Raw genomic sequence first — 22310 nt, 5'->3', positions numbered from 1 at the left:
CGCGATCCACCGCCCCCGCACGGGCGCCGGAATCGCACGCGGGGGCGAACGCCCCCTGCAGAGTCGAACGTCCGGACGGGTACGGGGGGTTCATCGCCGGGCATTTGCGCCGTCGGGGTCAATCCGCGAGCCGTTCCTGCCGATACCGGAGGTGATGCCCTTACGCCGTTCGGAGGAGCCCGCAATGCCCGAACCGTGGCTGCCCGGTGCCGAGATCCACGACCTCGGCGACCACGCGCCGACCGATCAGCAGTACCCGCCGAAGGCCATCGCCCACATCACCTGGGACCGCAACGCGACCGCCGCCGCACCGCAGGACTGGTGCCCCTACGAGGACCTGGTCGGCTACTTCACCGGCAGCGGCGCCGGCAGCGCGCCGCACCTGGTCTGGGACCCGTTCAGCGGCCGCACGGCGCAGCTGTTCCCGGCCGACTCCCGCTCGAAGAGCCTGCTCAGCCCCGCCGAGAGCCCGACCCGCACCAACCGGGCCGGTCGGGTGGTGATCCAGATCGAGGCGGTCTTCTTCCCCTACTGCCGCTACCAGGGCGGCGTCTACCCGCGGCTGGTCGACACCCCGTGCGCGGGCTGGGACCGCATCCACGCCTGGATCTCCTCCTGGGGCGTGCCCGACATCTGGCCGATGGGCCGGCCCACCGACTTCTCCGGCCACCGCGACGAGCGGACCTGGGAGGCCTTCGGCGGCTGGTACGCGCACGCCCACGTGCCCTACAACGACCACACCGACCCGGGCTCCTGGCCCGACTTCACGGCCGGGCCCGGCTCTCCGGACATCCCGCCCTCCCAGCAGCACCCGGTGCCCCCCGCCGCGCCCGCCCGCTACCAGGTCAGCATCAACGGCCTCGCGTACGGCTACGGGGCCCAGGGCTACCAGGTGACGGCCGTCGGGCGGGCGCTGGTCGCGAACGGCTTCGGCGACCACTACCGCTCCGGCCCCGGCCCGAACTGGACGGACGCGGACACCGAGAACTACTCGGACTACCAGGGGAGTCTGGGCTACTCCGGGCAGGCGGCGGACGGCGTCCCGGGCGCGAGCTCGCTGCGCCGGCTGCTCGGCTACCTGCCCGGGCAGCGGACGGTCTCGGTGGCCCACGTGATCGAGGCGGCCCGGACCGACCCGGGGGCCGAGCAGGGGCACCTGACCTACCCGGCCGAGGCGGCCATCGTGGAGCAGGCGCTGGTGGACGAGGGACTGCTCGACCAGCGCTGGGTGGACGGCTCGTTCGGCAGCCGGACGGTCTCCGCGTACGCGGCCTGGCAGCGGAGCTGCGGGTACGAGGCGGGGGCGGCGGACGGGATCCCCGGCCCGGCCTCGCTGCAGCGGCTGGGCGCGGCGCAGGGGTTCGCGGTGACCGACTGAGGGCGGTGCTGCTCCCAGGGGAGGCGTGGCCGGTGCCGCGCCGAGGCTGTGTACTCGCTCGGGAGTAGACGAGGTTACTTCCTCCGTCAGATGCCGGATGAGGCAGGGACGGGAGAGTCTGGGGCCGTCCTGGTGACCCCGACTCGAAGGAGGTACCCGTGCGCTCGCCCACCGGCGCCGTCGCGGCGTCCGAACCGACGCCACGGCGGGTGGCGGCACCCGCGTCCGGGGGCCGCCGCCTGCCGCCGCCGGTGCGCAAACCGCTGGTCGTCCTGCACGTCGTCGCCTCGGTGAGCTGGCTGGCCTTGATGCTCTGCCTGCTCACCCTGGCGGTGACGGCCCTGACCACCGCGGACGCCGACCGGCTGCGCACCGCCTACCGGGCGATGGGCCTGCTCGGTGACGCGCTGATCCTGCCGCTGAGCCTGCTCACTTTCCTGAGCGGGGTGGCGCTCGGGCTCGGCACGTCCTGGGGGCTGTTCCGGTACTACTGGGTGAGTACCAAGTTCTGGCTGACACTCGGGGCGATGACGGCCTCCGTCCTCGCCCTCACCGACCGGCTGCACGACGCGGTGCGGGTGGTGGACGCGCATCCGACCGGCCCGATCACGGTGGCGGACCTCGGCTTCGTCCGCTACAACACGGTGATCGTTCCGGCGGTGGCGCTGACGCTCTACCTGTTCAACGTGATCCTGTCGGTGTACAAGCCCTGGGGCCGCCGCAAGGCCCATGCCAAAGTCACCGCCCCGGCCCAGGTCACCGCCCCGGCCCAGGTCACAGCCCCGGCACCGGCCCCGGTCAGGGCCGAGGCTGCGGCCGAGGCCACGGACACCCGTCCGGGCCGAATACCCGGAGCGGGCGACTGACCGGCAGGCCGTCGGCCGCGGCCCGGTCGCGCGGGGAATGCCCGTGCGGGGCGCAGGCGTTGTCCAACGACGTGACCACTGCCGCGCCCACGACCAGGCTCTCCGTGCTCGACCGCTCCCGGACCCGACAGGGCGAGGAGCCGGCCCAGGCGCTGCGGAGCACCGTGGCCTTCGCCCGTGAGGTCGAGCGGCTCGGCTACCACCGGTTCTGGGTCTCCGAGCATCACGGCGTGCCGGGGGTGGCCGGGTCGGCGCCCACCGTGCTCGCTGCGGCGGTGGCGGCCGCCACCACGCGCATCAGGGTCGGTACCGGCGGGGTGATGCTGCCCAACCACCAGCCGCTGGTGGTGGCCGAGCAGTTCGGGGTGCTGGCCGCACTGTTCCCGGGTCGGATCGACATGGGGCTCGGCCGCTCGGTGGGCTTCACCGACGGTGTCCGGCGGGCGCTGGGACGGGAGAAGGACGCCGCGGACGCGTTCGGTGCCCAGCTGGCCGAACTGCTCGGCTACTTCGACGGCTCGCAGCCGGCGAACCGCGGGGTCCACGCCCGGCCGGCCGAAGGCCTGCACGTCCCGGCCTTCGTCCTGGCCACCGGCACGGGCGCCGACCTGGCCGCCGACGCGGGACTGCCGCTGGTGATCGCCGCCCCGCGCGGAATGGACCGGATGCTGGAGGCGATCGACCGCTACCGGGCCCGCTTCCGTCCTTCCGCGCAGGCCGCCGAGCCGTACGTGGTGGTCTCGGGGACGGTGGCCGTCGCCGACACGGCCGAGCGGGCGTGCGAGCTGCTCGTCCCGGAGGCCTGGTCCGGCGCGTACTCCCGCACCCATGGCGAGTTCCCGCCGCTGACCTCCGCCGCCGAAATCCGGGCCCGGGCGATGACCGCCAGGGAGCGGGCCGCGTTCGAGCAGTCGCTCAAGGGCCACATCGCGGGCACCCCGGAGCAGGCCGCCGCCGAGCTGGCGAAGCTGGTCGAGTGCAGCGGGGCGGACGAGTTCCTGGTCACCACCAGCACCTACGACCGCACCGCGCTGCTCGACTCCTACCGGCTCCTCGCCGAGGCCGTCGGCCAGATCTGACCAGGCGAGGGCCGGGGCGGGCCGGATCGGGGGTCGGTCCGGGCAGGGGTGGTCCGGGCAGGGGTGGGCCGGATCGGTCCGGGCCGGGATGGAGCCGGTTCGTCACCCGGTCGCCACCGGGCCCCGCCCGCCCCGGCCGGTCGCCCGCGGCTCAGCCCGCGTCGACCTCGGTCGTCCCGAGCCGCGCGTACACCTCCGGTCGCCGGGCCCGCAGCCGCAGGGCGATCCCGACGCCGGTCAGGAAGACCACCGGCACGATCGCGACCAGCGGCCAGTTGACCTCCGGACCGGCGCCGGTGAAGAGGTCGAGCCGCCACACCACCAGCGCCGTGGCCCCGCACAGCAGCACCGTGGCGGCGAGCGGTGCCACGACCGTGCGGAACACTCCGGCGCTCGCGGCGGCCGCCCGGTTGCGGCGGAAGAAGGCGAACACGGCGAGGCCGGCCAGCGCCTGGAGCACCAGGATGCCCACCACCCCGGGGGAGTTCACCCAGAGGAAGAACTGGTTGTACGGATCCGCCCCGATCAGCGCCGCCACCCCGACGGCCACCGCCGCCAGCACCGACTGCGCGATGCCGCCGATCCATGGCGAACCGTGGCGCGGGTGGACCCGGCCGAGGGCGGCCGGGGCGGCCTGCTCCTTGGCCAGCGCGTAGCCGTACCGGGTGATGGTGTTGTGGAAGGCGAGCAGCGCCGCGAGCAGGCTGGTGACGATCAGCACCCGCTGCACCTCCGTCGCCCAGCCGCCGACGTAGTCGGTCATCGCGGTGAAGAACATCCCGGCCGGGTCGGCGGTGGCGGCGGCGACGGCCTCGGTGTCGCCGAAGGCCTGCACGATCATCCAGGTGACGAAGGTGTAGAAGAGGCCGAGGAAGGCGATCGCGGCATAGGTCGCGCGCGGCACGGTCCGGTGCGGCTGCCGGGCCTCCTCGCGGTAGATCGCGGTGGCCTCGAAGCCGATGAACGCGGCGAAGGAGAGTCCGAGCACGCCGCCCATCCCCCCGGAGAACACGTGCTCGGGGGCGAACGAGGACAGGCTCGGCCCGTGCGCCCCGCCCTTGACCAGCACCGCCACCGCGAGCACCAGCAGGATGCCGGTCTCGGCGATCAGCAGCGCCCCGAGCACCTTGGCCCCGAGGTCTATCGAGCGGAAGCCGAGGAACCAGACCACCGCGACCCCGAACAGCGCCCAGACCGGCCAGGGCAGGTCCAGCCCGAGCAGGTCGGCGGCCGTGGTGCGGGCGAAGAACCCGAAGGCGCCGAACATGCCGATCTGGATGGTGTTGTACGAGAACACCGCGAGCAGCGCCGCACCCAGCCCGGCGGCCCGGCCGAGGCCGCGGGTGACGTACGCGTAGAAGGCACCGGCGTTGCGGATGTGCGCGGTCATGGCGGTGAACCCGACCGCGAAGAGCGCCAGCACCACGCCGGTGGCCAGGTAGGCGACCGGTGTGCCGATGCCGCCGAAGGAGATCGCGAACGGTGCCACGCCGGCCATCACGGTCAGCGGCGCGGCGGCGGCCACGACGAAGAAGACGATGTCGCCGGTACCGAGCACCCCGCGTCCCAGGCCGCCGGAGCCGCCGGAGCCGCCGGAGCCGCCGGGGGAGCCCATGGCGCCGGGGGAGGCGGGGGAGGCGGACGTGGAGGTGGCGGAGCCGGAAGCGGCGGCGGAGCCGGGGGGACGGAGCGCGGAGGAGGAGGCCGCGTCGGAGGGCGGGTTCATGGGGGAGCTCTCCTGAGGTCGTGCGAACGAGGAAGCGACGGTCGGCGGCGGACACGCGCCGGCCGCCGACCGGGGAACGAGGCACGGCCGCCGTGGGGGACGGCCGGAACCGGTCGGGAAGTCCGTCGGGGCGGCTGGGGTTTGCCGGGGTGGCCGGGGTGGCCGGGGTGGCCGGGGCGGTTGGGGTGGCCGGGGGGAGCGGGGCGCCTCAGCGGGTCGAGCGGTCGGCGCCACCGGGCGGGCGGCCGTGGGTGCGCCGCCCGCCGAGCCAGGTGCCCGCCACCTCGATCGAGGCCAGCTCACCGGCCGGCACCGCGTAGGGATCGGTGGCCAGGTGCACCAGGTCGGCCCGCATGCCCGGCCGCAGCACGCCCCACTCGGCCTCCTCGAAGGCCTGGTGCGCCACGCTCGCCGAGTACGCCGCCAGCGCCTCGGTGAGTCCGATCCGCTCCTCGGGCAGCCAGCCGCCGTCCGGCAGGCCGTCCGGGGTCTGCCGGGTGACGGCGGTGGCCAGCCCGGCCAGCGGCTCGTAGCGGGTGACCGGCCAGTCGCTGCCGAAGGACACCCGGGCGCCGCCGCGCAGCAGGGCGGCGATCCGGTACTGCCGGGATCCGCGCTCCGGGCCGATCCGGGGCAGGGTGAGCTCGGTCATCAGCGGGTCGGTCTGGGCCCAGAGCGGCTCGAAGTTGGCGATCACGCCGAGCTCGGCGAAGCGCGGCAGGTCGTCGGGGTGGACCAGCTGCACGTGTGCGATCACCGGCCGGCGGGCGCGCGGTCCGTTGCGGCGGGCGGCGGCCTCGACGGCGTCCAGCGCGATCCGTACGCCGAGGTCGCCGATCGCGTGGATGTGCGGCTGGAAGCCCAGCGCGTCCACGGCGGTGACGGCCTCCGCCAGTTCGGCGCCGGTCCAGTTGGCGACGCCGTGGGAGTGCGGGCAGTCGCTGTACGGCTCCAGCAGCGCGGCCGTCCCGGACTCGATGACCCCGTCGGCGAAGAACTTGACCGCGCGCGCGGTGAGCCGCCCGTGCCCGGCGGCCTGGACCCGGTCGCGGTCGGCGGCCAGGCGGGGGAGCCGCTCGCGCCAGCCGTCCGGTTCGAGCAGCAGGGCGAGCCCGGCCCGGACCGGCAGGCCCTCCTCCTCGACGGCCGCCAGCCAGGTGTCCACCTGCGCGGGCTCGACCCAGGCGTCCTGGAGCCAGGTGATCCCGGCGGCCGCGAGCGCGGCGGTGCTCTCCCGCAGTGCGGCGACCTGCTCGGCCAACGGCGGCGGGGGGACGAGCGCGAGGACGGGGTTGAGCGCACCGAACTCGCGCAGGGTGCCCAGCGGGCTGCCGTCCGGCCGGCGGACGATCTCGCCGCCCACCGGCTCGGGGGTGTCCGGCCCGTACCCGGCCCGGCGCAGCGCCTCGCTGTTGGCCCAGCCGGTGTGGTGGTCCATGGTGCGCAGCAGCACCGGGCGGTCCGGGACGGCGGCGTCGAGCAGTCGGGCGTCGAACAGTCCGCCCTCGGCCAGCCACGGGTCGACGGCGTCGCCGGTGATCCACTCGGCCTCGGGGTGGCGCTGCGCCCAGCCGCGGACGGCCGCCACGACCTGCTCCAGACTGGTGCAGTCGCGGACCGGCGCGCCGCGCAGGCCGATGCCGCCGAGCAGCGGGTGGACGTGTCCGTCGCCGAAGGAGGGCAGCAGGGCGCCGCCGTCGAGGTCGACGGTCTCGGTGCCTTCGTCGCGCAGGGCGAGGGCGGCGTCGCCGAGGGCGGCGATCCGCCCCGCGCCGACGGCGAGGGCGTGGGTGCGGGGGAGGGCGGGGTCTCCGGTGTGGATCCGGCCGCCGGTGAAGATCGTTTCGGCACGCATGAGGGGGTGTGCGTCCTCTCCGGGGCAGGGCGGGCCGACGGGTGCGCGGCCTGCCTAACCGAATGGGGTTCGGTTACCGTAGGCGCGGCACCGGCGGGTGCGGAAGAGTTTTACTGAAAGCCGTTCAGTAACGCTTGGATAACGACGATCTTGGTCTGCCGGTGCCGACGGGCCGCTCGGCGACCCCGAAGGTGAGGAGCCGGGCATGCCCAGGCCGCGCACACCCCTGCTGGACCGGCAGCGCATCGTGGACACCGCGCTGCGGCTGGTCGACGAGGCGGGGGACCTCACCATCCCCGCGCTGGCCGGTGCGCTCAAGGTCAGCCCCTCCGCGCTCTACCACCACGTCACGGGCCGGGCCGAGATCGTCGCCCTGATGCGCGCCGAGCTGGTGCGCACGATCGGCGAGCAGTCGATGTGGGATCAGCCCTGGGACGCCGCGCTGTGCACCTGGGCGCACGCCTACCGGGACGCCTTCGCCGAACACCCCGGCATCGTCCGGCTGCTCGCCACCGCGCCGCTGGCCGAATCGTTCATGCACGAGCTGTACGAGCGGGCCGTCGCCACCCTGGAGGACGCGGGCTTCGCCGCACAGGACGTGATGGGACTGATCACCGCCCTGGAGAGCTTCGTCCTGGGCTCGGCGCTGGACCTGGTCGCCCCGGACGTCATGGTCGACGCCGTCGACCGGGACGCCACCCCGCGGCTGGCCGACGCCCTGGACGCCGTCCCCGCGGGGCGCGAGCGCGCCGACCGGGCCTTCGGGCTCGGGCTCACCGCCCTGATCGAGGGCTACCGGGCGCTGCTGGGCTGACCCGGGCCCAGGCGCGCAGCCCCGGTCCGGCCCCGGCGTGCGGCCCAGGTCCGGCCCCGGTTCGCCCCCCGGTTCGCAGCTCGGCCCGGCCTCGCCCCGTTCGCCCCGGGGTCGCTGCCGTTCGCCCGGCCACGATTTCTGACCAGGCGTGATGTCCTGCTAGTGTTCATCCCGTCGAGAGGAAGTGATCTTCCGGGAAACGGAATCTCGAACAGGCGTCAGCGGTGCTACCAGAGCACGCCCTACTTTCAGTAGGGAGAGTCCGTGCGATCCGGGCCTGGCGCTCCCATCGAAGGGGCTCGTTCCGTCCAGCGGAACGGGCCCCTTCGTCGTGTTCGCCTTCCGTGCCCGCGCCCTCTTATCGTACTTTCGGGCTCGAAACCCTCCCTTGGGGCTTGATACCGGCCAAGGTGCCGTGCCAGGTGGCCGGTAAACGGTACTCCAACCCCCCTGGTCCACCCGTGGGGTCGAGGCTGCATCCGGTCTGATGTGCCGTCAGTTCTTGGCTGGAACTGGCTGTTACTGATGTGAATATGCCATTGGAATGTTCGTCATATGGAATCCGGCAGTAGCCTTCCGTGTCGAACTAGCCACTGCTGGTGGTGAACCGGCCGGTGCCGCGCTGCGCCCGGCCGCCCAGACCCCGCGAAGGAGCCGGTGTGCCCGGTATCGACGAATGCCTCTCCGGAGCGATGGCGATCCACGGGGCCCGCGCCGCGAGCCTGGTCGACTGGAGCAGCGGGCTCGCCCTCGGCAGCCTCGGGGACAGCCCGACCGGAGAGCACGAGACCTCCGCCGCCGAGGCAACCGACCTGGTGCGGGCGGCCGTTGAGAGCCAGACCTTCACCGTGACGGAGGACCGGCGGGCCCCGTTGGAGGACATCATCGTCACCGCCGGCCGCAGTTACCACCTGATCCGCTTCATCGACACCGTCTTCGACAACAGGCTCGTCCTGCACCTCTGGCTGGACCGCGCGGAGGGCAACCTCGCCGCCGCCCGCTTCCGCCTCCAGGCACTCGCCGAGGAGCTGGTGCTGGGGTGAGCGCGTGACCGCCGCGACCGGCACCGCGCCGCCGCCCCCGGCGGAGGTCGCCACCCCGAGGTCCCCGGGCGAGGCGCTCGCCCTGCTCGCCGACCGCCGCGCCACCGGCGCCCTGCGCGGGCCGCTCGGCAGCCTCCACCTGGTCGATGGGCGGGTGGCCGCCGCCGAGTCCCTCCGGGCGCCCGGACTGGCCGACCTGCTCATCGGCTGCGGCCGGACCACCCCCGAGGACTGGGCGGAACTGCTCCGGACTCACGGCCCGAGGTCGAGGGTCGGCGAGGCGCTGGTCGAACGGCGGCTGCTCACCCGGGGAGAGCTCGAACTCGGCCACCTGGGAACGCTGTTCGACGCCGCGTTCTTCGTGCTGGCCGACCCGGCCGGCGGCGTCTGGCGGTTCGAGGCCGACGCCCGGCACTGGCTCGGGCCGGTCGCGGAGGTCGACCCGGCCCGGATCCGCCGCGAGGTCGAACGCCGCCGGAAACTGCTCGACGGGATCTGGCCGTGGGCGCAGCTCGACACCGCGCCCGTCCGCCCGGCCGAGTGCGGCCGCCGGTCGTCCCACCGCTCGTGCGGCCGCCGGCGACGTGAGCTGTTGGACCATGCCGACGGTCGCAGGACCCCGGCGGACCTGGCCCGGCTGCTCGGCCGCTCCGGCTTCGGGGTGACGGCCGATGTCCGTCGACTGGCCGCCGCCGGACTGCTGGACGCCCCGCGCCCGCCTGCCGTGCCGCGCCCGTCCGCCGTGCCGCACCCGCCTGCCGTGTCGCGCCCGTCCGCCGTGCCGCACCCGCCTGCCGTGTCGCGCCCGTCCGCCGTGCCGCACCCGCCTGCCGTGTCGCGCCCGCCCGCCGCGGCACCCGCGGCACCCGCGGCACCCGCGGCGCCGGAGGTCCCGGCGGCGGCCCCGGTGCCCGGGGCGCGGCCGACGGCCGCGCCCCGGCCCGAAGCCGCCCCACCGGTCGCGAGCGGACCGGCCGGAGGGCTGCACCGCCGGGTCCCCGGCGCCAGCCTCCGGGGCGTCGACCTCCCCGGCACCCCGGTCACGGCCGTTCCCGCCCCCGCCGCCGCCGCTTCCATTCCCGCCTCCGCCCCCGAGGCGGCCCGCAGCGGGACCGACGCCCCCACGTGCCCCGAACGCCCGCCCATCACGGCAGCGGCCCACCCGCTGGCCGTCCCCGATCCGGACGTCGCGCTGCTGACCCGGATCCGAGACCTTCTGGAGGCCCGACTTTGACCCATTCCCCGCCCGCGACCCCGTCGTTCCGGCCATGAGGCGGGCACTCAAGCAGCGTGTCGGAAGGAGACAACTGATCGCCTTGGAGACCGAGTTGCTCGCCGAACTGCGTGCCGTCAAACACCGCGTACCGCACCTCGCGGGTGGTCTGGTGGCCAGCGTGGACGGCCTGTTGGTCGCGCACGACACCCACGGCACCGAACCCTCGGGACTGGCCGCGATGACGGCGGCCTCGCTCTCGCTGGCCCAGCGGCTCGCCGACACCACCGGCCAGGGCGAGTTCCGCGAGTCGCTGGTGCGCGGCGAGAACGGCTACGTCGCCACGTACGCGGCCGGCGGCAGCTGCGTGCTGACCCTGCTGGCGCACCCCGACGTCAACGTCGGCCGACTGCACCTGGAGGCCCGCCGCAGCGCCCAGCGCATCGCGGGGCTGCTCAACGACGCCCTCGTGCCCAAGGATCCGCGCGACGCGGGCTGACCCGGGCCGACCCGGGCCGACCACCGAACCATCGTCCCCATCCGTCCCGAACAACCCATCAACGAACGGGAGTTACCCAGATGACCGACGCACCCGGCGCGCTCAAGCAGGCCATGACCAGCATCGAGGGCGCCATCGGCGCGGCCCTGGTGGACTACAACAGCGGCATGGCGCTGGCCACCCTCGACGGCCCCGGCGGCCTGGACCTCAACGTCGCCGCCGCCGGCAACACCGACGTGGTCCGCGCCAAGATGCGCACCATGGACATGCTCGGCCTCCAGGACGGGATCGAGGACATCCTGATCACCCTGAGCAGCCAGTACCACCTGATCCGCCCGCTCACCGGCCGTACCGGCAAGGGCCTGTTCCTCTACCTCGCGCTGGACAAGGCGCGCGCCAACCTCGCGATGGCCCGCCACCAGTTGGGCCGGATCGAGGCCGAGCTGGAGGTCTGACGCACAGTCCCGGCGCGCCACCCGGGCGCGCGGGTCTCGGGCGCGCGGGCCGCGGCCGCGCGGGTCACGGGCGAGGCCCCGGCGGTGGTTCGGGCCACCGCCGGGCTCCGTCCGGCACGGCTCACCCCCGGGGCAGGTCCGGCCCGGCGGCCTGCCCGCGCACCAGCTCGGCCGGCCCGCCCGACCGTTCCCGGGCGGCCAGCGCGGCGGCCGTCCGGTCCCAGGACGGGCCGGTCAGCAGCGTCCGTGCCTCGGCCGGATCGCAGAGCCGCCACTCCACCAGCTCCTCCTCCGGCAGCGCGATCGAGCCGAGCATCCGCTCCGTCACCGTGCCGCCGTCGAACACGTACACCAGGACGGCGGTGTCCCGGCCGGTCACCGGGTCCGCCGCCGGGTCGGCCGCCGCACCCGGCTGCCAGTCCAGCGCCAGCAGCGGTCCCGGTTCGACCTCCCAGCCGAGCTCCTCGCGGATCTCCCGCCGGGCCGCCGCCCGGGGCATCTCCCGGTCCGCCTCGACCCCGCCGCCCGGCAGCGTCCAGTACGGGATCTGCCCGCGCGGCCCGTCCCACGGCCGCAGCCGCACCAGCAGCACCCGGCCGGCGGCGTCGGTGAACAGCGCCCGTGCCTTCGCCCGGATGCGGGGCCGGGTGGCGTAGTAGGTCTCCCGGTCCATCGGCGGCTCAGGCCGCTCCTCGGTCGGCGGCGTCAGCCCCGGTGCCGCGGCCAGTCCGGCGTACGCGGGCACCGGCCCGTCGGCGGGAAGTCGCCGGAGCGTGTGCCCGACCGGCCGGCTGTCCTCCAGCTCCAGCGGCCCGTCGCCGCGCGGCGCCAGCAGGCAGGCCGTCACCCGGCGCGACAGCCGGGGCGGCAGCGCGTGCCCGGCCTGCTCCGTCGTCAGCCAGGTCCAGCCGCCGACCTCCGCCGCGTCCGGCCGGAACGCCGCCGCCTGCGCCGCCGTCAGCGGCTCGGCCCAGTACAGGTACGCGACGATCGGCAGGTCGCCGTGGCGCAGCAGCGCCCAGTCCACGCAGGCCAGCGGTCCCAGTCGGGCCGTGAAGCCCAGCTCCTCCCGGATCTCCCGCAGGGCGGTCTCCCTGGGTGATCGGTCCGCCGGCTCCCACCCGCCGCCCGGGATCGCCACCGGATGCTTCCGGTCGTACGGCAGCCGCACCACCAGCACCCGCCCGGCCCCGTCCGGGAACAGTACCCCCGCCGCCGCCAGGACCTCCCGAGCGGCCGTGCCCGCGCTCTCCACCCCGACTCCCTCCGTTATGTTCTCCCCGGACACGACAACCGGGCCCACCTCTACGGTTCCCACCGGACAGCGCCGCCGACCCTCCACGATCGGGGGATCGGGAGGCCCGGCGCCGCCCGGTCCGGCCGTTCGCGGCGTTCGGTCCGAGTCGGCCCACGGCGGTACTCCGGGGCCGTCCGGCGTGGTCACCGGCACCCGGGGCCCGTCGACGTCGCGGAGCCGGCTCCCGTCCGGACCCAGGTGGTGCGGCTCCTCCGGGTGTCCGCCGGACGCCCGGCAGGGGTTGCTCCCGACGATTCCGCGCGGTGTCGCGCGCTCCTCCCTGGGCCACGCGCGGCTCCACCGTCCGGCGCCGGTGAACTCCTCCTCGAACAGCCGTCGTTCCGGGGTGGGCGCGAGCCCCTCACCCCAGGGAGGCCAGCGCCTGTGCCGCCGCGCGCGCCATCTGTTCGTCGTGCCGTCCGCTGCCGCCGCGCAGACGGGCGACGCCCTCGGCGGCGGCCAGGGCGAGCAGGCCCGGCAGCAGGTCGGTGCTGCGGGCGGCGAGCCAGCGGGTGCCCCGGGTGGCCATCCACCAGAGGTCGGCGGCCGGACCCGGCGGGGCCGCGGCGGGGGCGGCGGCCGGGGGTGGGCCGAGGGGGTGGCCGGCCTCGGCGAGCAGGTCGTGGAACCGCAGGGCGATCAGGTGGTGGCCCTCGGCACTGGGGTGCAGGCGGTCCACGCTCAGCAGCCGGCGCTCGGCCAGCCACGGCAGTTCGGTGATGTGCAGGTGGATCGCCCGGTGGCGCTCGGTGAGGGCGTGCACCACGGTGTTGACCGCCCGCATCCGGCGCGCCAGCGGCCGGGCGAGCGGCGCCGGGAGCCGGAGCAGGCTGCCCGGGTCGGGCAGGCAGGCGGTCAACAGCCTGGCGCCGTGGCCGGACAGTTCCCCCATCGTGGCGTCGAGTTCCAGCGTGGCGCGCCGGATGTCGAAGCCGGTGCGCAGGGTGTCGTTGCCGCCGACCACCACGGCCGCCAGCTGCGGCCGCAGCGCCAGCGCCTGCGGAAGTTGACGGACCATCAGTTCCGTGGTGAGCGCCCCGCTGTACGCCAGGTTGGTGAACTCCGCGGCCCGCCCCTCAGGTGCCAGCGCGTCGGCCAGGACGGCGGCCCAGCCGCGCCAGCCCTCGCCGACCCGGTCCCCGACCCCTTCCGTCAGCGAGTCCCCGAGGGCGACGAAGCGCAGTGGTTCGCCCGTCGCAGGGCGCTCCCGCGCCGCCCGGTCACGCCCGGCTTCCAGCATGCTCGTCCCGACCCCCGTCCACCGCCTCGTCGTGGTGCGCGCCGTGCGCCGCCAGGAACGCCGCCACCGCCGCCGGCCAGCCGTACCGCTCGGCCTGCGCCCGGGCGGCGGCCCGCCGCAGGTCCTCCGGCCGCCCCAGCAACTGCCGTACCGCGGAGGCGAATCCACTGCCCGTGTCGACGGCCGTCGCTCCGGCGAGCCCGATCAGGCCGGGCAGCGCGGAGGAGCGGCTGACCGCCACCGGGGTTCCGCAGGCCAGGGCCTCCATCGCGGCCAGGCCGAAGGTCTCCACCGGCCCGGGCGCGAGCACCACGTCCGCGCAGCCCAGCAGCCGGGCCAGCTCGGCACGCCCGCCCAGGTGCCCGAGGAAGCGTACGGGCAGTCGCAGCCGTGCGGCCCGGGCCGCCAGCCGTTCCCGCAGCGGGCCGGTCCCGGCGACCACCAGCACGGCGGGTCGCCGCCGTGCACGCAGGTCGGCCAGGGCCTCGATCGCCCGCTCGGGCCGCTTCTCCGCCGAGAGCCGCGAGCAGAGCACCAGCAGCGTCTCGTCCGGAGCGGCGTAGCGGGCCCGCTCGGCGGCGCGGGCGGCCGGCGGCAGCGGTCGCATCGTCTCCAGGTCCACCCCCAGCGGGGCCCGGACCAGGTTCGGGGTGCCGATCCGCCGGAACTCCGCGGCGGCCCAGTCGGTGGTGCAGAGCACCGCGTCGTAGGCGCGGGCGGTGGCCGCGTTGAGCCGGTCGGCCGCCGCGCCCGCCAGCGGGCCGGGCAGGCCCCAGGTGCGCAGCACCCCGGCCGCGCTCTCGTGCGAGACCATCACCGACCGCACCCCGTGCCGCCGTGCCCAGGCGCCGGTCCAGCGCAGCGTGGTGCGGTCGGACACCTCCAGCCGGTCGGGGGAGAACCTGGTCAGTTCGGCGGCCACCGCCCGCCGGTCGGTGAGCAGCCGGTAGCCGCCGGCGGCCGGCAGCACCGTCCCGGGCAGGGTGACGACCACCCCCTGCTCGGTCTCCTCCTCGGAGCGCCGCTCCCCGGGGACGATCAGCACCGGACGGTGCCCGGCCGCCCGGTACCCGGCGCCGAGGTGGCGCAGCGCGGTGCGCAGGCCGCCGGAGACCGGGGTGACGAAGTTGGCCAGCCGGACGATCGTCAGCGCCTCGCCGGCCCTGGGCGCGTGGTCGGCCCTCGGCGCGTCACCCGGCCGCGGCGGGTCGTCGGCCCTCGGCGCCCCGGCGGTCGGCCGAGGAGCCCCGGCGGTCGGCCGAGGAGCCCCGCCGGTCGTCCGTGCGCTGTCGTCGGGAACGGGGGTCATGCCGGCAGCTCCTCCGGCAGGACGGGCGCCACCGGTTCGACCGGCGCGGGGGCGGCGGCCGGCAGCGGCAGCCCGCGGTGTTCCGCCAGCACCTCGGCGTAGTGCCGCAGCAGCAGGTCCCCGACCGCTTCCCAGGTGCGTGCGGTCACCTCGGCCCGGCCGGCCCGCCCGTACGCGGCCCGCCGCGCCGGGTCGGCGGCGAGCTCGGCCACCGCGCGGGCCACCGCCGTGCCGTCCCGGGGCGGTACCAGCAGGCCGGTGCGGTGGTGGGCGACGAGGTCCAGCGGTCCGCCCGCCGCCGGGCCGATCACCGGTACGCCGCTGGCCATCGCCTCCTGGATGGTCTGGCAGAAGGTCTCCAGCGGGCCGGTGTGCACGAAGACGTCCAGGGTCGCGAAGCAGCGGGCCAGTTCGTCACCGGTGCGCCGGCCGAGGAACACCGCGCCCGGCATCGAGGCCTTCAGCCCGGGCGCCGAGGGGCCGTCCCCGACGACCACCACCCGTACGCCGGGCAGTGCCGAGGCCGCGGCCAGCAGGTCGACCCGCTTCTCCGGGGCCAGCCGTCCGACGTACCCGACCAGCACCTCCCCGCCGGGGGCGAGCGCCCGGTGCAGCGCCTCGTCCCGGTGCCGGGGGTGGAACCGCACCGAGTCCACCCCGCGCGGCCACAGCTGCACCCGCGGCACCCCGTGCGCGGTCAGGTCCTGGGCGGCGGGGGTGGAGGGCGCCAGGGTGCGGGCGGCCGCGCGGTGCACGGCCCGGATCCGCCGCCAGGCGGCGGCCTCACCGAGCCCCCGCCCGGCCCGGTAGGCGTGGGCGTAGCCGGCCAGGTCGGTCTGGTAGACGGCGACGGCGGGCACCCCGAGCCGCGCCGCGACCTGCATCCCGCGCGCGCCGAGCACGAAGGGGCTGGCCAGGTGGACGATGTCCGGCCGGTGCCCGGAGATCGCGGCCGACAGCTGCCGGCTGGGCAGGGCGATCCGCACCTGCGGGTATCCCGGCAGCGGGACGGACGGGATGCACACCACGGGAATCTCGCCCGCCGGGGTGCCGCCGAAGGTCTCCGGCGGGCACTCGGTGCCCCGTGCCGGTGCGGGGGTGACGACGAGGGGCCGGTGGCCCCGGCGGACGAGGTGCTCGGCCGTCCGCAGCACGCTGTGGGCGACTCCGTTGACCTCGGGCGGGAAGGATTCGGTGACGATGGCGACGCGCATGCCAGTGTTCTGTCCGCGTCCGGCGTGCACCCGGCCAAAGGGATCTGTCGTAGAGGAGAACGCGGGTCGGCGATTTGCACCGCCGACCCGCGGCGCGGTTCGCGTCCGGTCACACGGACCCGGCGGTCTCCTTGAGCTCCGCGTACGGCGCGAGCTTGCGGATCGACTCGATGCTCCTCAGGCAGTCGTCCTTGCTCTCCTGCGGGTCGCCGGTCACCACGATCGTCCCGTTGCTCGCCTTGAGCCGGAACCGGTGCATGCCGCCCTCGTCCACGTACAGCTCGAATTTGCCAGCCATGCCAGAAACAGCCTTCCGCTCGGTTGACCCCCTGGCACCGGAACCTAGGGTCAAATCCCTTGTGCGGCACGTCAGATGATCCATCCGAGTGCACCGGAACGGGAGTTGGCGCGGGCCGGACGGTCCGGGCGGGCGGCTCAGTCGATCGGCTCGGCCCGGCCGGAGGCCAGCCCGGTGACGGTGGCGGTCAGGATGCGGGCGAGCCGGGGTTCGACCTCGATGACGGCGTGTGCCAGCCGGGGATCGGTGCGGTAGAGGGCGGCGACCTCGGTGCCCGGGTTCGCGATCTGCCACATGGCCCCGGCGAGGGAGACGGCGGTGGCGATCAGGTCGGTGACGTCCTGGTCGTCCAGTGCGGGCAGTTGTTCGCGGACGGCCGCGCCGATCGGTTCGCGGGCGGCGAGCGTGGCGAGCTTGAAGTCGCGCACCGCGTCGAGCGAGACGTTGCGTTCGAGGTTGAGCGGGGCGTGGGCGAGCAGGTCGCAGAACATCCCGCGGGCGGCGAGCGTGGTGGCGAAGGCCCGCGCCACGGCGGCCGGGCCCGGCTCCGTGCTCTCCCGCAGCCGCGCGGTCAGCGCGTCCGACCACTCCGCCCAGCCCTCGGCGGTGAGCCGCAGGAAGATTTCCTCGCGGGTCTCGAAGTACCGCAGCAGCGCCGACTTGTGCATTCCCACCGCGGCGGCGATGTCGGTCAGGGTGACGTCCCTGATGCCGTGCTCCTGGCCGAGCGAGCGGGCCGCGGCCAGGATCGCGGCCTCGCGCCGGCGTTTGGCCTCGGGCGAGCGTGCGCGCTGGAAGTCCGATGCTGCATCCACCCGCCCATGGTAGGGCAACGCCGTTGCCGTAATACCGCAACGCCGTTGCACTAATAACGCAACGGTGTTTTACTAGGTGGCATGGAGCAGAACACGGAACAGACCTGGTTCATCACCGGCAGCTCGCGCGGCTTCGGCCGCGCCCTCGTCCGCGCCGCGCTCGAAGCCGGCGACCGGGTGGCCGCGACCGCCCGCCGACCCGAGCAACTCGCCGACCTCGTCGAGGAGTTCGGCGACCGGATCCGCCCGATCGCGCTGGACGTCACCGACCCGGCGGCCGCCCGGGCCGCCCTCGCCGAGGCGCACGCCGCCTTCGGCCGGATCGACGTGCTGGTGAACAACGCCGGCTACGCCAACGTCTCGCCGATCGAGACCACCGAGGACGCCGACTTCCGCGCCCAGTTCGAGACCAACTTCTGGGGCGTCTACCACGTCACCAAGGCCGCGCTCCCGCTGCTGCGCGAGCAGAAGGGCGGTCTGGTCGTGCAGTTCTCCTCGATGGGCGGCCGGGTCGGCGGATCCCCGGGCATCGCCTCGTACCAGGCGGCGAAGTTCGCCATCGACGGGTTCAGCCGGGTGCTGCGCGCCGAGACCGCGCCGTTCGGCGTGCGGGTGCTGGTGGTCGAACCCAGCGGCTTCCGCACCGACTGGGCCGGCTCCTCGATGGTCGTCCACGACGTCCCGGAGGCCTACGACGAGACGGTCGGTGCCGTGAACCGGCGGCTGCGGCAGGGGGGCGACGGCGCCGCGGGCGACCCGGTGCGGGCCGCCGAGATCCTGGTCCGGGTGGCCAAGCGGCGCGACATCCCCCACCACCTGCCGCTCGGGGTCAACGCCGTCGAGGGCTCGATCGCCATGGACCGGCGGCTCCTGGCGGAGGACACCAGGTGGCGCGAGGTGGCCCGCTCGGCCGACTTCGCCGAGGCCTACCCGGTCGACTTCCCGGTCGACTCGGCCGACTGACCGCGCCGACTCGGCCGACTGACCATGCCGAGCGGCCCGGCACCACCACCGCAGCCGCGCCCGGCACCATCGCCGCGCCCGTGCGCGGCGCTGCGGCCCGGCGCGGGGTGAGCGCCGGGCCGCAGGGGTTTCGGGTCAGCAGTTGTCGAGGATGCCGGTGAGCGCGGTCTTCTCGGCGCTGTCCACGCCCAGGCCGTAGTACTGCTTCACCTGCACCCAGGCGCGGGCGTAGGTGCAGCGGTAGGAGGCCTGGGGGAGCCACTCGGCCGGGTCGCGGTCGCCCTTGGAGCGGTTGCTGCTGGCGGAGACCAGCAGCAGCTGGGGGCGGGTGACGTCGTTGGCGAAGGCCTGGCGCTGCGCGGTGGTCCAGGCCCAGGCGCCGGAGGCCCAGGCCTCGGAGAGCGGCACCAGGTGGTCGACGTCGAAGGAGGAGGCGTTGGTGGTGGTCGCGCCGTCGTACGGCGAGGACCAGTTGCCGCTGGTCGCCTTGCAGGAGGTGTCGGTGGCGACGTTGCTGCCGTCCCGCTTGACGACCCACTCGCGGGTGTCGCAGGTGCCGCTGATGGTGATCCAGGTCGGGAACAGCGTGCGGTCGTAGGTGTCCCCGTGGGTCTCCGCGGTGGCGGGCATCGCGGCGAGGTAGCTGCGGGCGGTGGCCGCGGAGATCGGGGTCGGCAGGGCGGCCTGGGCGGGGGTGCCGGCCGTGAGCACGGTCGCGGCGGCGAGGGCGGCGGCAGCCGGTATGCAGGGCAGGAACCGGCGCACGGGTGCGGTGGGGGCCATGGCGGACGCTCCATCATCAGATCGGAAGAACTGCTGAATTGCGTGCGCCAGTGTGGCGATCCGGTCACCTACGCGGGTAGACCCGGGAAGTGAAATCCTCGTGCACATCGGACGTGCACCGGACAAGTCCGGCGTACGTCAAGGGGGTTCGGGGTGGTGTGTCCGGTTTTCCGGCTGCCGCCGGGGGGTTTCAGTCGCGGCGGCGGCCCGCCATCCAGACGTAGACCAGGATGCCTGCGAACAGGAACAGCACGCCCTGGTAGACGGCGGCGTAGCCGGCCCCGGCGAGCAGCCAGAGCGAGAAGGCGAAGGCGCCGAGGCCGAGGACGGCGTCGCGCACCAGTCGCCCGCGGTCGACCTTCTCGCCCGCCCCGCGCACCAGCCAGTACAGCTGGGCGGCGGTGGAGAGCAGGTACGGCACGGTGGCGGTGAAGGTGGTGACCAGCACCAGCATGTCGAAGGCGCCCTTCGCGCCGCTGGCGAAGTTGACCACGGTCAGCGCCGAGGCCAGTGCCACGCTGACCAGCACGCCGAAGGTCGGCACCCCGCGCCGCTCCTTGCCGAAGGCGGCCGGGAACAGGCCGTCCTTGGCGGCCGCGTACGGGGCCTGGGCGGAGAGCAGGGTCCAGCCGTTGAGGGCGCCGGTCATCGAGACCAGCGCGGCGACGGCGATCGCCGTGCCGCCCCAGCCGCCGCCGAACATGGCGTCCACGGCGTCCGAGAACGGCGCGGCGGAGTGGACGAGTTGCTGGTGCGCCACGGTGCCGAACACCGCGATGGTGCCGAGCAGGTAGACCACCGCCGCACCGATGGTGCCGAGCACACTGGCCCGGCCGACGTTGCGCTCCGGGTCGCGGACCTTGCCGGCGCTCATCGCGGCCGACTCCACGCCCAGGTAGCTGAACAGCAGGATCGCCGCGGCGGCGGTCATGCCGCCCGCCCAGCCGTGGCCGGTGGCGTCGAAGGGCCCGAGGTTCTTCGGGTCGAAGAAGAACAGGCCGCCCACCGAGACCAGCAGCAGCGGAATGAACTTCAGCACGGTGGAGACGAGTTGGACGGCCCCGACGTAGCGGGTGCCGGCCAGGTTGGCCAGGGCCGGCAGCCACTGGAAGGCCAGCGCGGCGGTGATCTCCAGCGGGATGGAGTGGTGGAGCGGCAGCAGCACGTCCAGGTACCCGACGGCGGCCACGGCGAGCGCGGCGTTGCTGACCCAGGTGGTGATCCAGTACGACCACGCGGACAGGAAGCCGGCGAAGTCCCCGAAGGCCTCGCGGGCGTAGACGTACGGCCCGCCGGTGCGCGGGTTGCGGCGGGCGAGCTGCCCGAAGACCAGCGCCAGCGCGATCGCGCCCACGGTGAGCACTCCGAAGGCGGCCAGGCTGACCGTCCCGAACGGGGCCACGGCGGCGGGGATCATGAAGATGCCGCCGCCGATGATGTTGCCCATCACCAGGGCGGTGGCGGTCAGCAGCCCGAAGCGGCGGCCGGTGGTCCGGGCCGCGGGGCCGTCCTGCGGGGAGCCGACCGGTCCCGGGGTCTCCGGGCCGCTCGGTCGGGTCGCCTGCCGGGGTGCGGCGGGACTGGTCTGCATGAGGGTGGTGCGCCTTTCGTGGTGCTGCTCCTGCTGGCGCTCGCGCTCGGTGGAGCGTCATGGAGCGACCGTTCATGCTCGGACCGGGCGGCACCTTGCACCAAATCGCCGGGATTTGTTTAGTTCGCCCGGTCCATCGCCGCAAGACTTGCGGCCGGGGGACGGCCGGACGGGTAGTCGTCCGGCCCCCTCCGTCCGGCCGTTCGACCGGATTCACGCGGGTACGCCCGTATTCCTCGACGTACGCCCGGATTCGCCCGGCCGGGGGAGTTGCCTCACCCGAACGCCTCAGCCCGGTTGCGGCGCGCGCCCGAAGCCGCGCGTTCGTGTGCCAACGTTGGCGCGGCGCCCCCGGTGGGGCGCCGCCCGGCCCGTCGGGCGGCCGAACAGGCCGGTCGGGGGCGCGGGTTGAGGACCAGAGACGAACCAAAGGACATCAGATGTCGCTTCGTGGGAAGATCCGCAAGCTCGCCGTGATCGTCGCCGTGGCCGGTGCCGTGGTGGCGGTCCCGACCTCGGCCATGGCGGGGGGCTTCGCTCCGACGCAGTCGGAGGGACAGCACCTGGAGTCCGGCTCCGCGGGCGTCGGGCTGGTCGGCCCGCACGCCACCTGGTTCAACTACTCCGAGCACAGCGAGAGCGACTGCGGCTGCTGATCCCCGCCCCCCGAGCCCGGAGGCCGCCCGTCGGCCTCCGGGCTCACGGCCGTCCCGCGGCGGCCGGCTCCCGCAGGTCCGTCGGACGGGTTCCGGGGCCGCGGACCGCCGCCCGGTCCCGCAGTTCCTTCAGCACCGCGATGTCCATCGCGTGCCCGGTGCCGTCCCCGCCGTGCTTGCGGTCCGGGGTCTCCACCACCAGGGGCACCCCGGCTGTCTCCGGGTGCTCGAACAGCTCGCGGAACGGCTCGGCGCCGATCATCCCGGCGCCGATGTTGGCGTGCCGGTCCTTGCGGGCGCCGACCACGTCCTCGGAGTCGTTGGCGTGGATCAGCCGCAGCCGGCCCGGACCGGCCGCGGCGGCCAGGGCGTCCAGCGCGGCCGTCACCCCGCCCGGCTCCGCCAGGTCGTGCCCGGCGGCGAAGGCGTGGCAGGTGTCCAGGCAGACTCCCACCTTCGGGTGATGGTCCAGCGCCGCCATGTACGCGGCCAGCTCCTCCAGCCGCGAGCAGAGCGAGCTGCCCTGGCCCGCCGTCGGCTCCAGCAGCAGCCAGGGCGCGTCGTCGCCCAGCCCGTCCAGCTCCTCCAGCAGCGGCCGGACGTCCGTCCGGACCTGCGCCATCGCCTCGGCCCGGCGCGAACCGCCGCCGGGCGCGGTGCCGACCGCCGAGCCGGTGTGCAGGACGACACCGAGCGCGCCGATGGCGTGGCCGCGGCGCAGCGAGTGCCGCAGCGACTCGGCGGAACGTTCGCGGGTGGCCGGGTTGTCCGAGCCGAAGTTGATCAGGTACGGCGCGTGCACCCAGGCCGGGACGCCCTGTTCGGCGCAGGCGGTGCGGAACTCCTCGTCCTGGGCCGGGTTGCCCGGGGGAGTGGCCCAGCCGCGCGGGTTGGCCACGAACACCTGCACCGTCTCCGCGCCGACCCGGGCCGCGTACGCCAGGCCGGTGCCGGCGAGTCCGCGCGCGGCCACCGGGACGTGGGCACCGATCGGGTTGCGGAGAGCGGCGACGGGCGGTACGTGCACGGTGGTCATGGCCCCGAGCATGCCACGCGTCCGGACCGGGGTGTCGGGCGGGCCGGGCGGAGCGGGGTGACCGGGTCGGGGTGGCCCGGGAGGGTCGGCCGGGGTCCGGAGAAACGATTCACTGTGCTCGATCGAGTGAATCCGGGCCGAAACCCGGGGACCACCCCACCCGCCTCCGTCACGATCCGT

The 22310-nt window shown here is 75.0% G+C and carries 21 protein-coding genes; 10 read left to right on the top strand and 11 right to left on the bottom strand.

The window, feature by feature from the left end:
- Window positions 1-184: 184 nt before the first annotated feature.
- The 3 genes from ACFVVA_RS11255 to ACFVVA_RS11245 all read left to right on the top strand — a co-directional run bounded on the left by ACFVVA_RS11255 (window position 185) and on the right by ACFVVA_RS11245 (window position 3323).
- Complete coding sequence (locus tag ACFVVA_RS11255; protein WP_387688124.1) at window positions 185-1378, top strand: peptidoglycan-binding protein; 1194 nt, start codon at window positions 185-187, stop codon at window positions 1376-1378.
- A gap of 158 nt (window positions 1379-1536) precedes the next feature.
- Entirely contained in the window at window positions 1537-2244 is a 708-nt protein-coding gene (locus ACFVVA_RS11250; protein WP_387688122.1) for a DUF2269 domain-containing protein, read from the top strand.
- A 71-nt stretch (window positions 2245-2315) separates the two neighbouring features.
- Entirely contained in the window at window positions 2316-3323 is a 1008-nt protein-coding gene (locus tag ACFVVA_RS11245) for an LLM class flavin-dependent oxidoreductase (protein ID WP_387688299.1), read from the top strand.
- Between the two features lie 151 nt (window positions 3324-3474).
- On the opposite strand, the gene ACFVVA_RS11240 is transcribed toward ACFVVA_RS11245, so the two are convergent.
- Window positions 3475-5049, bottom strand: a complete 1575-nt coding sequence (locus ACFVVA_RS11240; RefSeq protein ID WP_387688120.1) for an APC family permease — start codon at window positions 5047-5049, stop codon at window positions 3475-3477.
- A gap of 208 nt (window positions 5050-5257) precedes the next feature.
- Entirely contained in the window at window positions 5258-6904 is a 1647-nt protein-coding gene (locus ACFVVA_RS11235; RefSeq protein ID WP_387688118.1) for an amidohydrolase, read from the bottom strand.
- Window positions 6905-7109: 205 nt separating this feature from the next.
- Here ACFVVA_RS11235 and ACFVVA_RS11230 point away from each other — a divergent pair, with 205 nt between their 5' ends.
- From ACFVVA_RS11230 to ACFVVA_RS11210, 5 genes are all read left to right on the top strand, one after another.
- Window positions 7110-7718, top strand: a complete 609-nt coding sequence (locus ACFVVA_RS11230) for a TetR/AcrR family transcriptional regulator C-terminal domain-containing protein (RefSeq protein ID WP_387688116.1) — start codon at window positions 7110-7112, stop codon at window positions 7716-7718.
- 659 nt (window positions 7719-8377) lie between these two features.
- Complete coding sequence (locus ACFVVA_RS11225) at window positions 8378-8761, top strand: hypothetical protein (protein ID WP_359898247.1); 384 nt, start codon at window positions 8378-8380, stop codon at window positions 8759-8761.
- A gap of 4 nt (window positions 8762-8765) precedes the next feature.
- A complete protein-coding gene (locus tag ACFVVA_RS11220; protein ID WP_387688114.1) occupies window positions 8766-9995 on the top strand; it encodes a hypothetical protein in 1230 nt (409 codons plus the stop codon).
- An 82-nt stretch (window positions 9996-10077) separates the two neighbouring features.
- Window positions 10078-10473, top strand: coding sequence for a roadblock/LC7 domain-containing protein (locus tag ACFVVA_RS11215; protein WP_387688112.1), 396 nt, complete (start codon window positions 10078-10080; stop codon window positions 10471-10473).
- Window positions 10474-10553: 80 nt separating this feature from the next.
- Window positions 10554-10928 (top strand): hypothetical protein, encoded by a 375-nt coding sequence (locus ACFVVA_RS11210; protein WP_359898244.1) that lies wholly within the window; start codon window positions 10554-10556, stop codon window positions 10926-10928.
- A gap of 121 nt (window positions 10929-11049) precedes the next feature.
- On the opposite strand, the gene ACFVVA_RS11205 is transcribed toward ACFVVA_RS11210, so the two are convergent.
- The 6 genes from ACFVVA_RS11205 to ACFVVA_RS11180 form a co-directional block, all read right to left on the bottom strand.
- Window positions 11050-12183 (bottom strand): NUDIX domain-containing protein, encoded by a 1134-nt coding sequence (locus ACFVVA_RS11205; RefSeq protein ID WP_387688110.1) that lies wholly within the window; start codon window positions 12181-12183, stop codon window positions 11050-11052.
- Between the two features lie 403 nt (window positions 12184-12586).
- Complete coding sequence (locus tag ACFVVA_RS11200; RefSeq protein WP_387688108.1) at window positions 12587-13465, bottom strand: SGNH/GDSL hydrolase family protein; 879 nt, start codon at window positions 13463-13465, stop codon at window positions 12587-12589.
- On the bottom strand, window positions 13446-14774 hold the full coding sequence (locus ACFVVA_RS11195) for a glycosyltransferase (protein ID WP_387688106.1): 1329 nt from the start codon (window positions 14772-14774) through the stop codon (window positions 13446-13448). The genes ACFVVA_RS11200 and ACFVVA_RS11195 overlap by 20 nt, the downstream gene beginning before the upstream one ends.
- Window positions 14771-15988: a glycosyltransferase family 4 protein gene (locus ACFVVA_RS11190; RefSeq protein WP_387688104.1), complete on the bottom strand. Its 1218-nt coding sequence runs from the start codon at window positions 15986-15988 to the stop codon at window positions 14771-14773. The genes ACFVVA_RS11195 and ACFVVA_RS11190 overlap by 4 nt, the downstream gene beginning before the upstream one ends.
- A 109-nt stretch (window positions 15989-16097) precedes the next feature.
- Window positions 16098-16286: a YegP family protein gene (locus ACFVVA_RS11185; RefSeq protein WP_387688102.1), complete on the bottom strand. Its 189-nt coding sequence runs from the start codon at window positions 16284-16286 to the stop codon at window positions 16098-16100.
- A gap of 137 nt (window positions 16287-16423) precedes the next feature.
- Window positions 16424-17101 carry a TetR family transcriptional regulator gene (locus ACFVVA_RS11180; RefSeq protein ID WP_387688100.1) on the bottom strand — a complete coding sequence of 226 codons (678 nt, stop codon included), beginning with the start codon at window positions 17099-17101 and terminating at the stop codon, window positions 16424-16426.
- A gap of 81 nt (window positions 17102-17182) precedes the next feature.
- Here ACFVVA_RS11180 and ACFVVA_RS11175 point away from each other — a divergent pair, with 81 nt between their 5' ends.
- On the top strand, window positions 17183-18064 hold the full coding sequence (locus ACFVVA_RS11175; RefSeq protein ID WP_387688098.1) for an SDR family NAD(P)-dependent oxidoreductase: 882 nt from the start codon (window positions 17183-17185) through the stop codon (window positions 18062-18064).
- A gap of 135 nt (window positions 18065-18199) precedes the next feature.
- Here the strand turns inward: ACFVVA_RS11175 and ACFVVA_RS11170 are convergent, their stop codons facing one another.
- Together ACFVVA_RS11170 and ACFVVA_RS11165 are read right to left on the bottom strand one after the other, a co-directional pair.
- Window positions 18200-18847, bottom strand: a complete 648-nt coding sequence (locus tag ACFVVA_RS11170; protein WP_387688096.1) for an HNH endonuclease family protein — start codon at window positions 18845-18847, stop codon at window positions 18200-18202.
- A 190-nt stretch (window positions 18848-19037) separates the two neighbouring features.
- Window positions 19038-20438 carry an amino acid permease gene (locus tag ACFVVA_RS11165; RefSeq protein WP_387688094.1) on the bottom strand — a complete coding sequence of 467 codons (1401 nt, stop codon included), beginning with the start codon at window positions 20436-20438 and terminating at the stop codon, window positions 19038-19040.
- Window positions 20439-20878: 440 nt separating this feature from the next.
- Here ACFVVA_RS11165 and ACFVVA_RS11160 point away from each other — a divergent pair, with 440 nt between their 5' ends.
- Window positions 20879-21094, top strand: coding sequence for a hypothetical protein (locus ACFVVA_RS11160; RefSeq protein WP_359912359.1), 216 nt, complete (start codon window positions 20879-20881; stop codon window positions 21092-21094).
- Window positions 21095-21137: 43 nt separating this feature from the next.
- Here the strand turns inward: ACFVVA_RS11160 and ACFVVA_RS11155 are convergent, their stop codons facing one another.
- Window positions 21138-22130 carry a deoxyribonuclease IV gene (locus ACFVVA_RS11155; protein WP_380545737.1) on the bottom strand — a complete coding sequence of 331 codons (993 nt, stop codon included), beginning with the start codon at window positions 22128-22130 and terminating at the stop codon, window positions 21138-21140.
- Window positions 22131-22310: the final 180 nt, after the last annotated feature.

Source organism: Kitasatospora sp. NPDC058048 (assembly GCF_042885555.1).
GTDB classification, from domain to species: domain Bacteria; phylum Actinomycetota; class Actinomycetes; order Streptomycetales; family Streptomycetaceae; genus Kitasatospora; species Kitasatospora lactacystinica.
The sequence above is the reverse complement of the archived record's forward strand: the minus strand, read 5'-3'. Positions and strand labels throughout refer to the sequence as shown.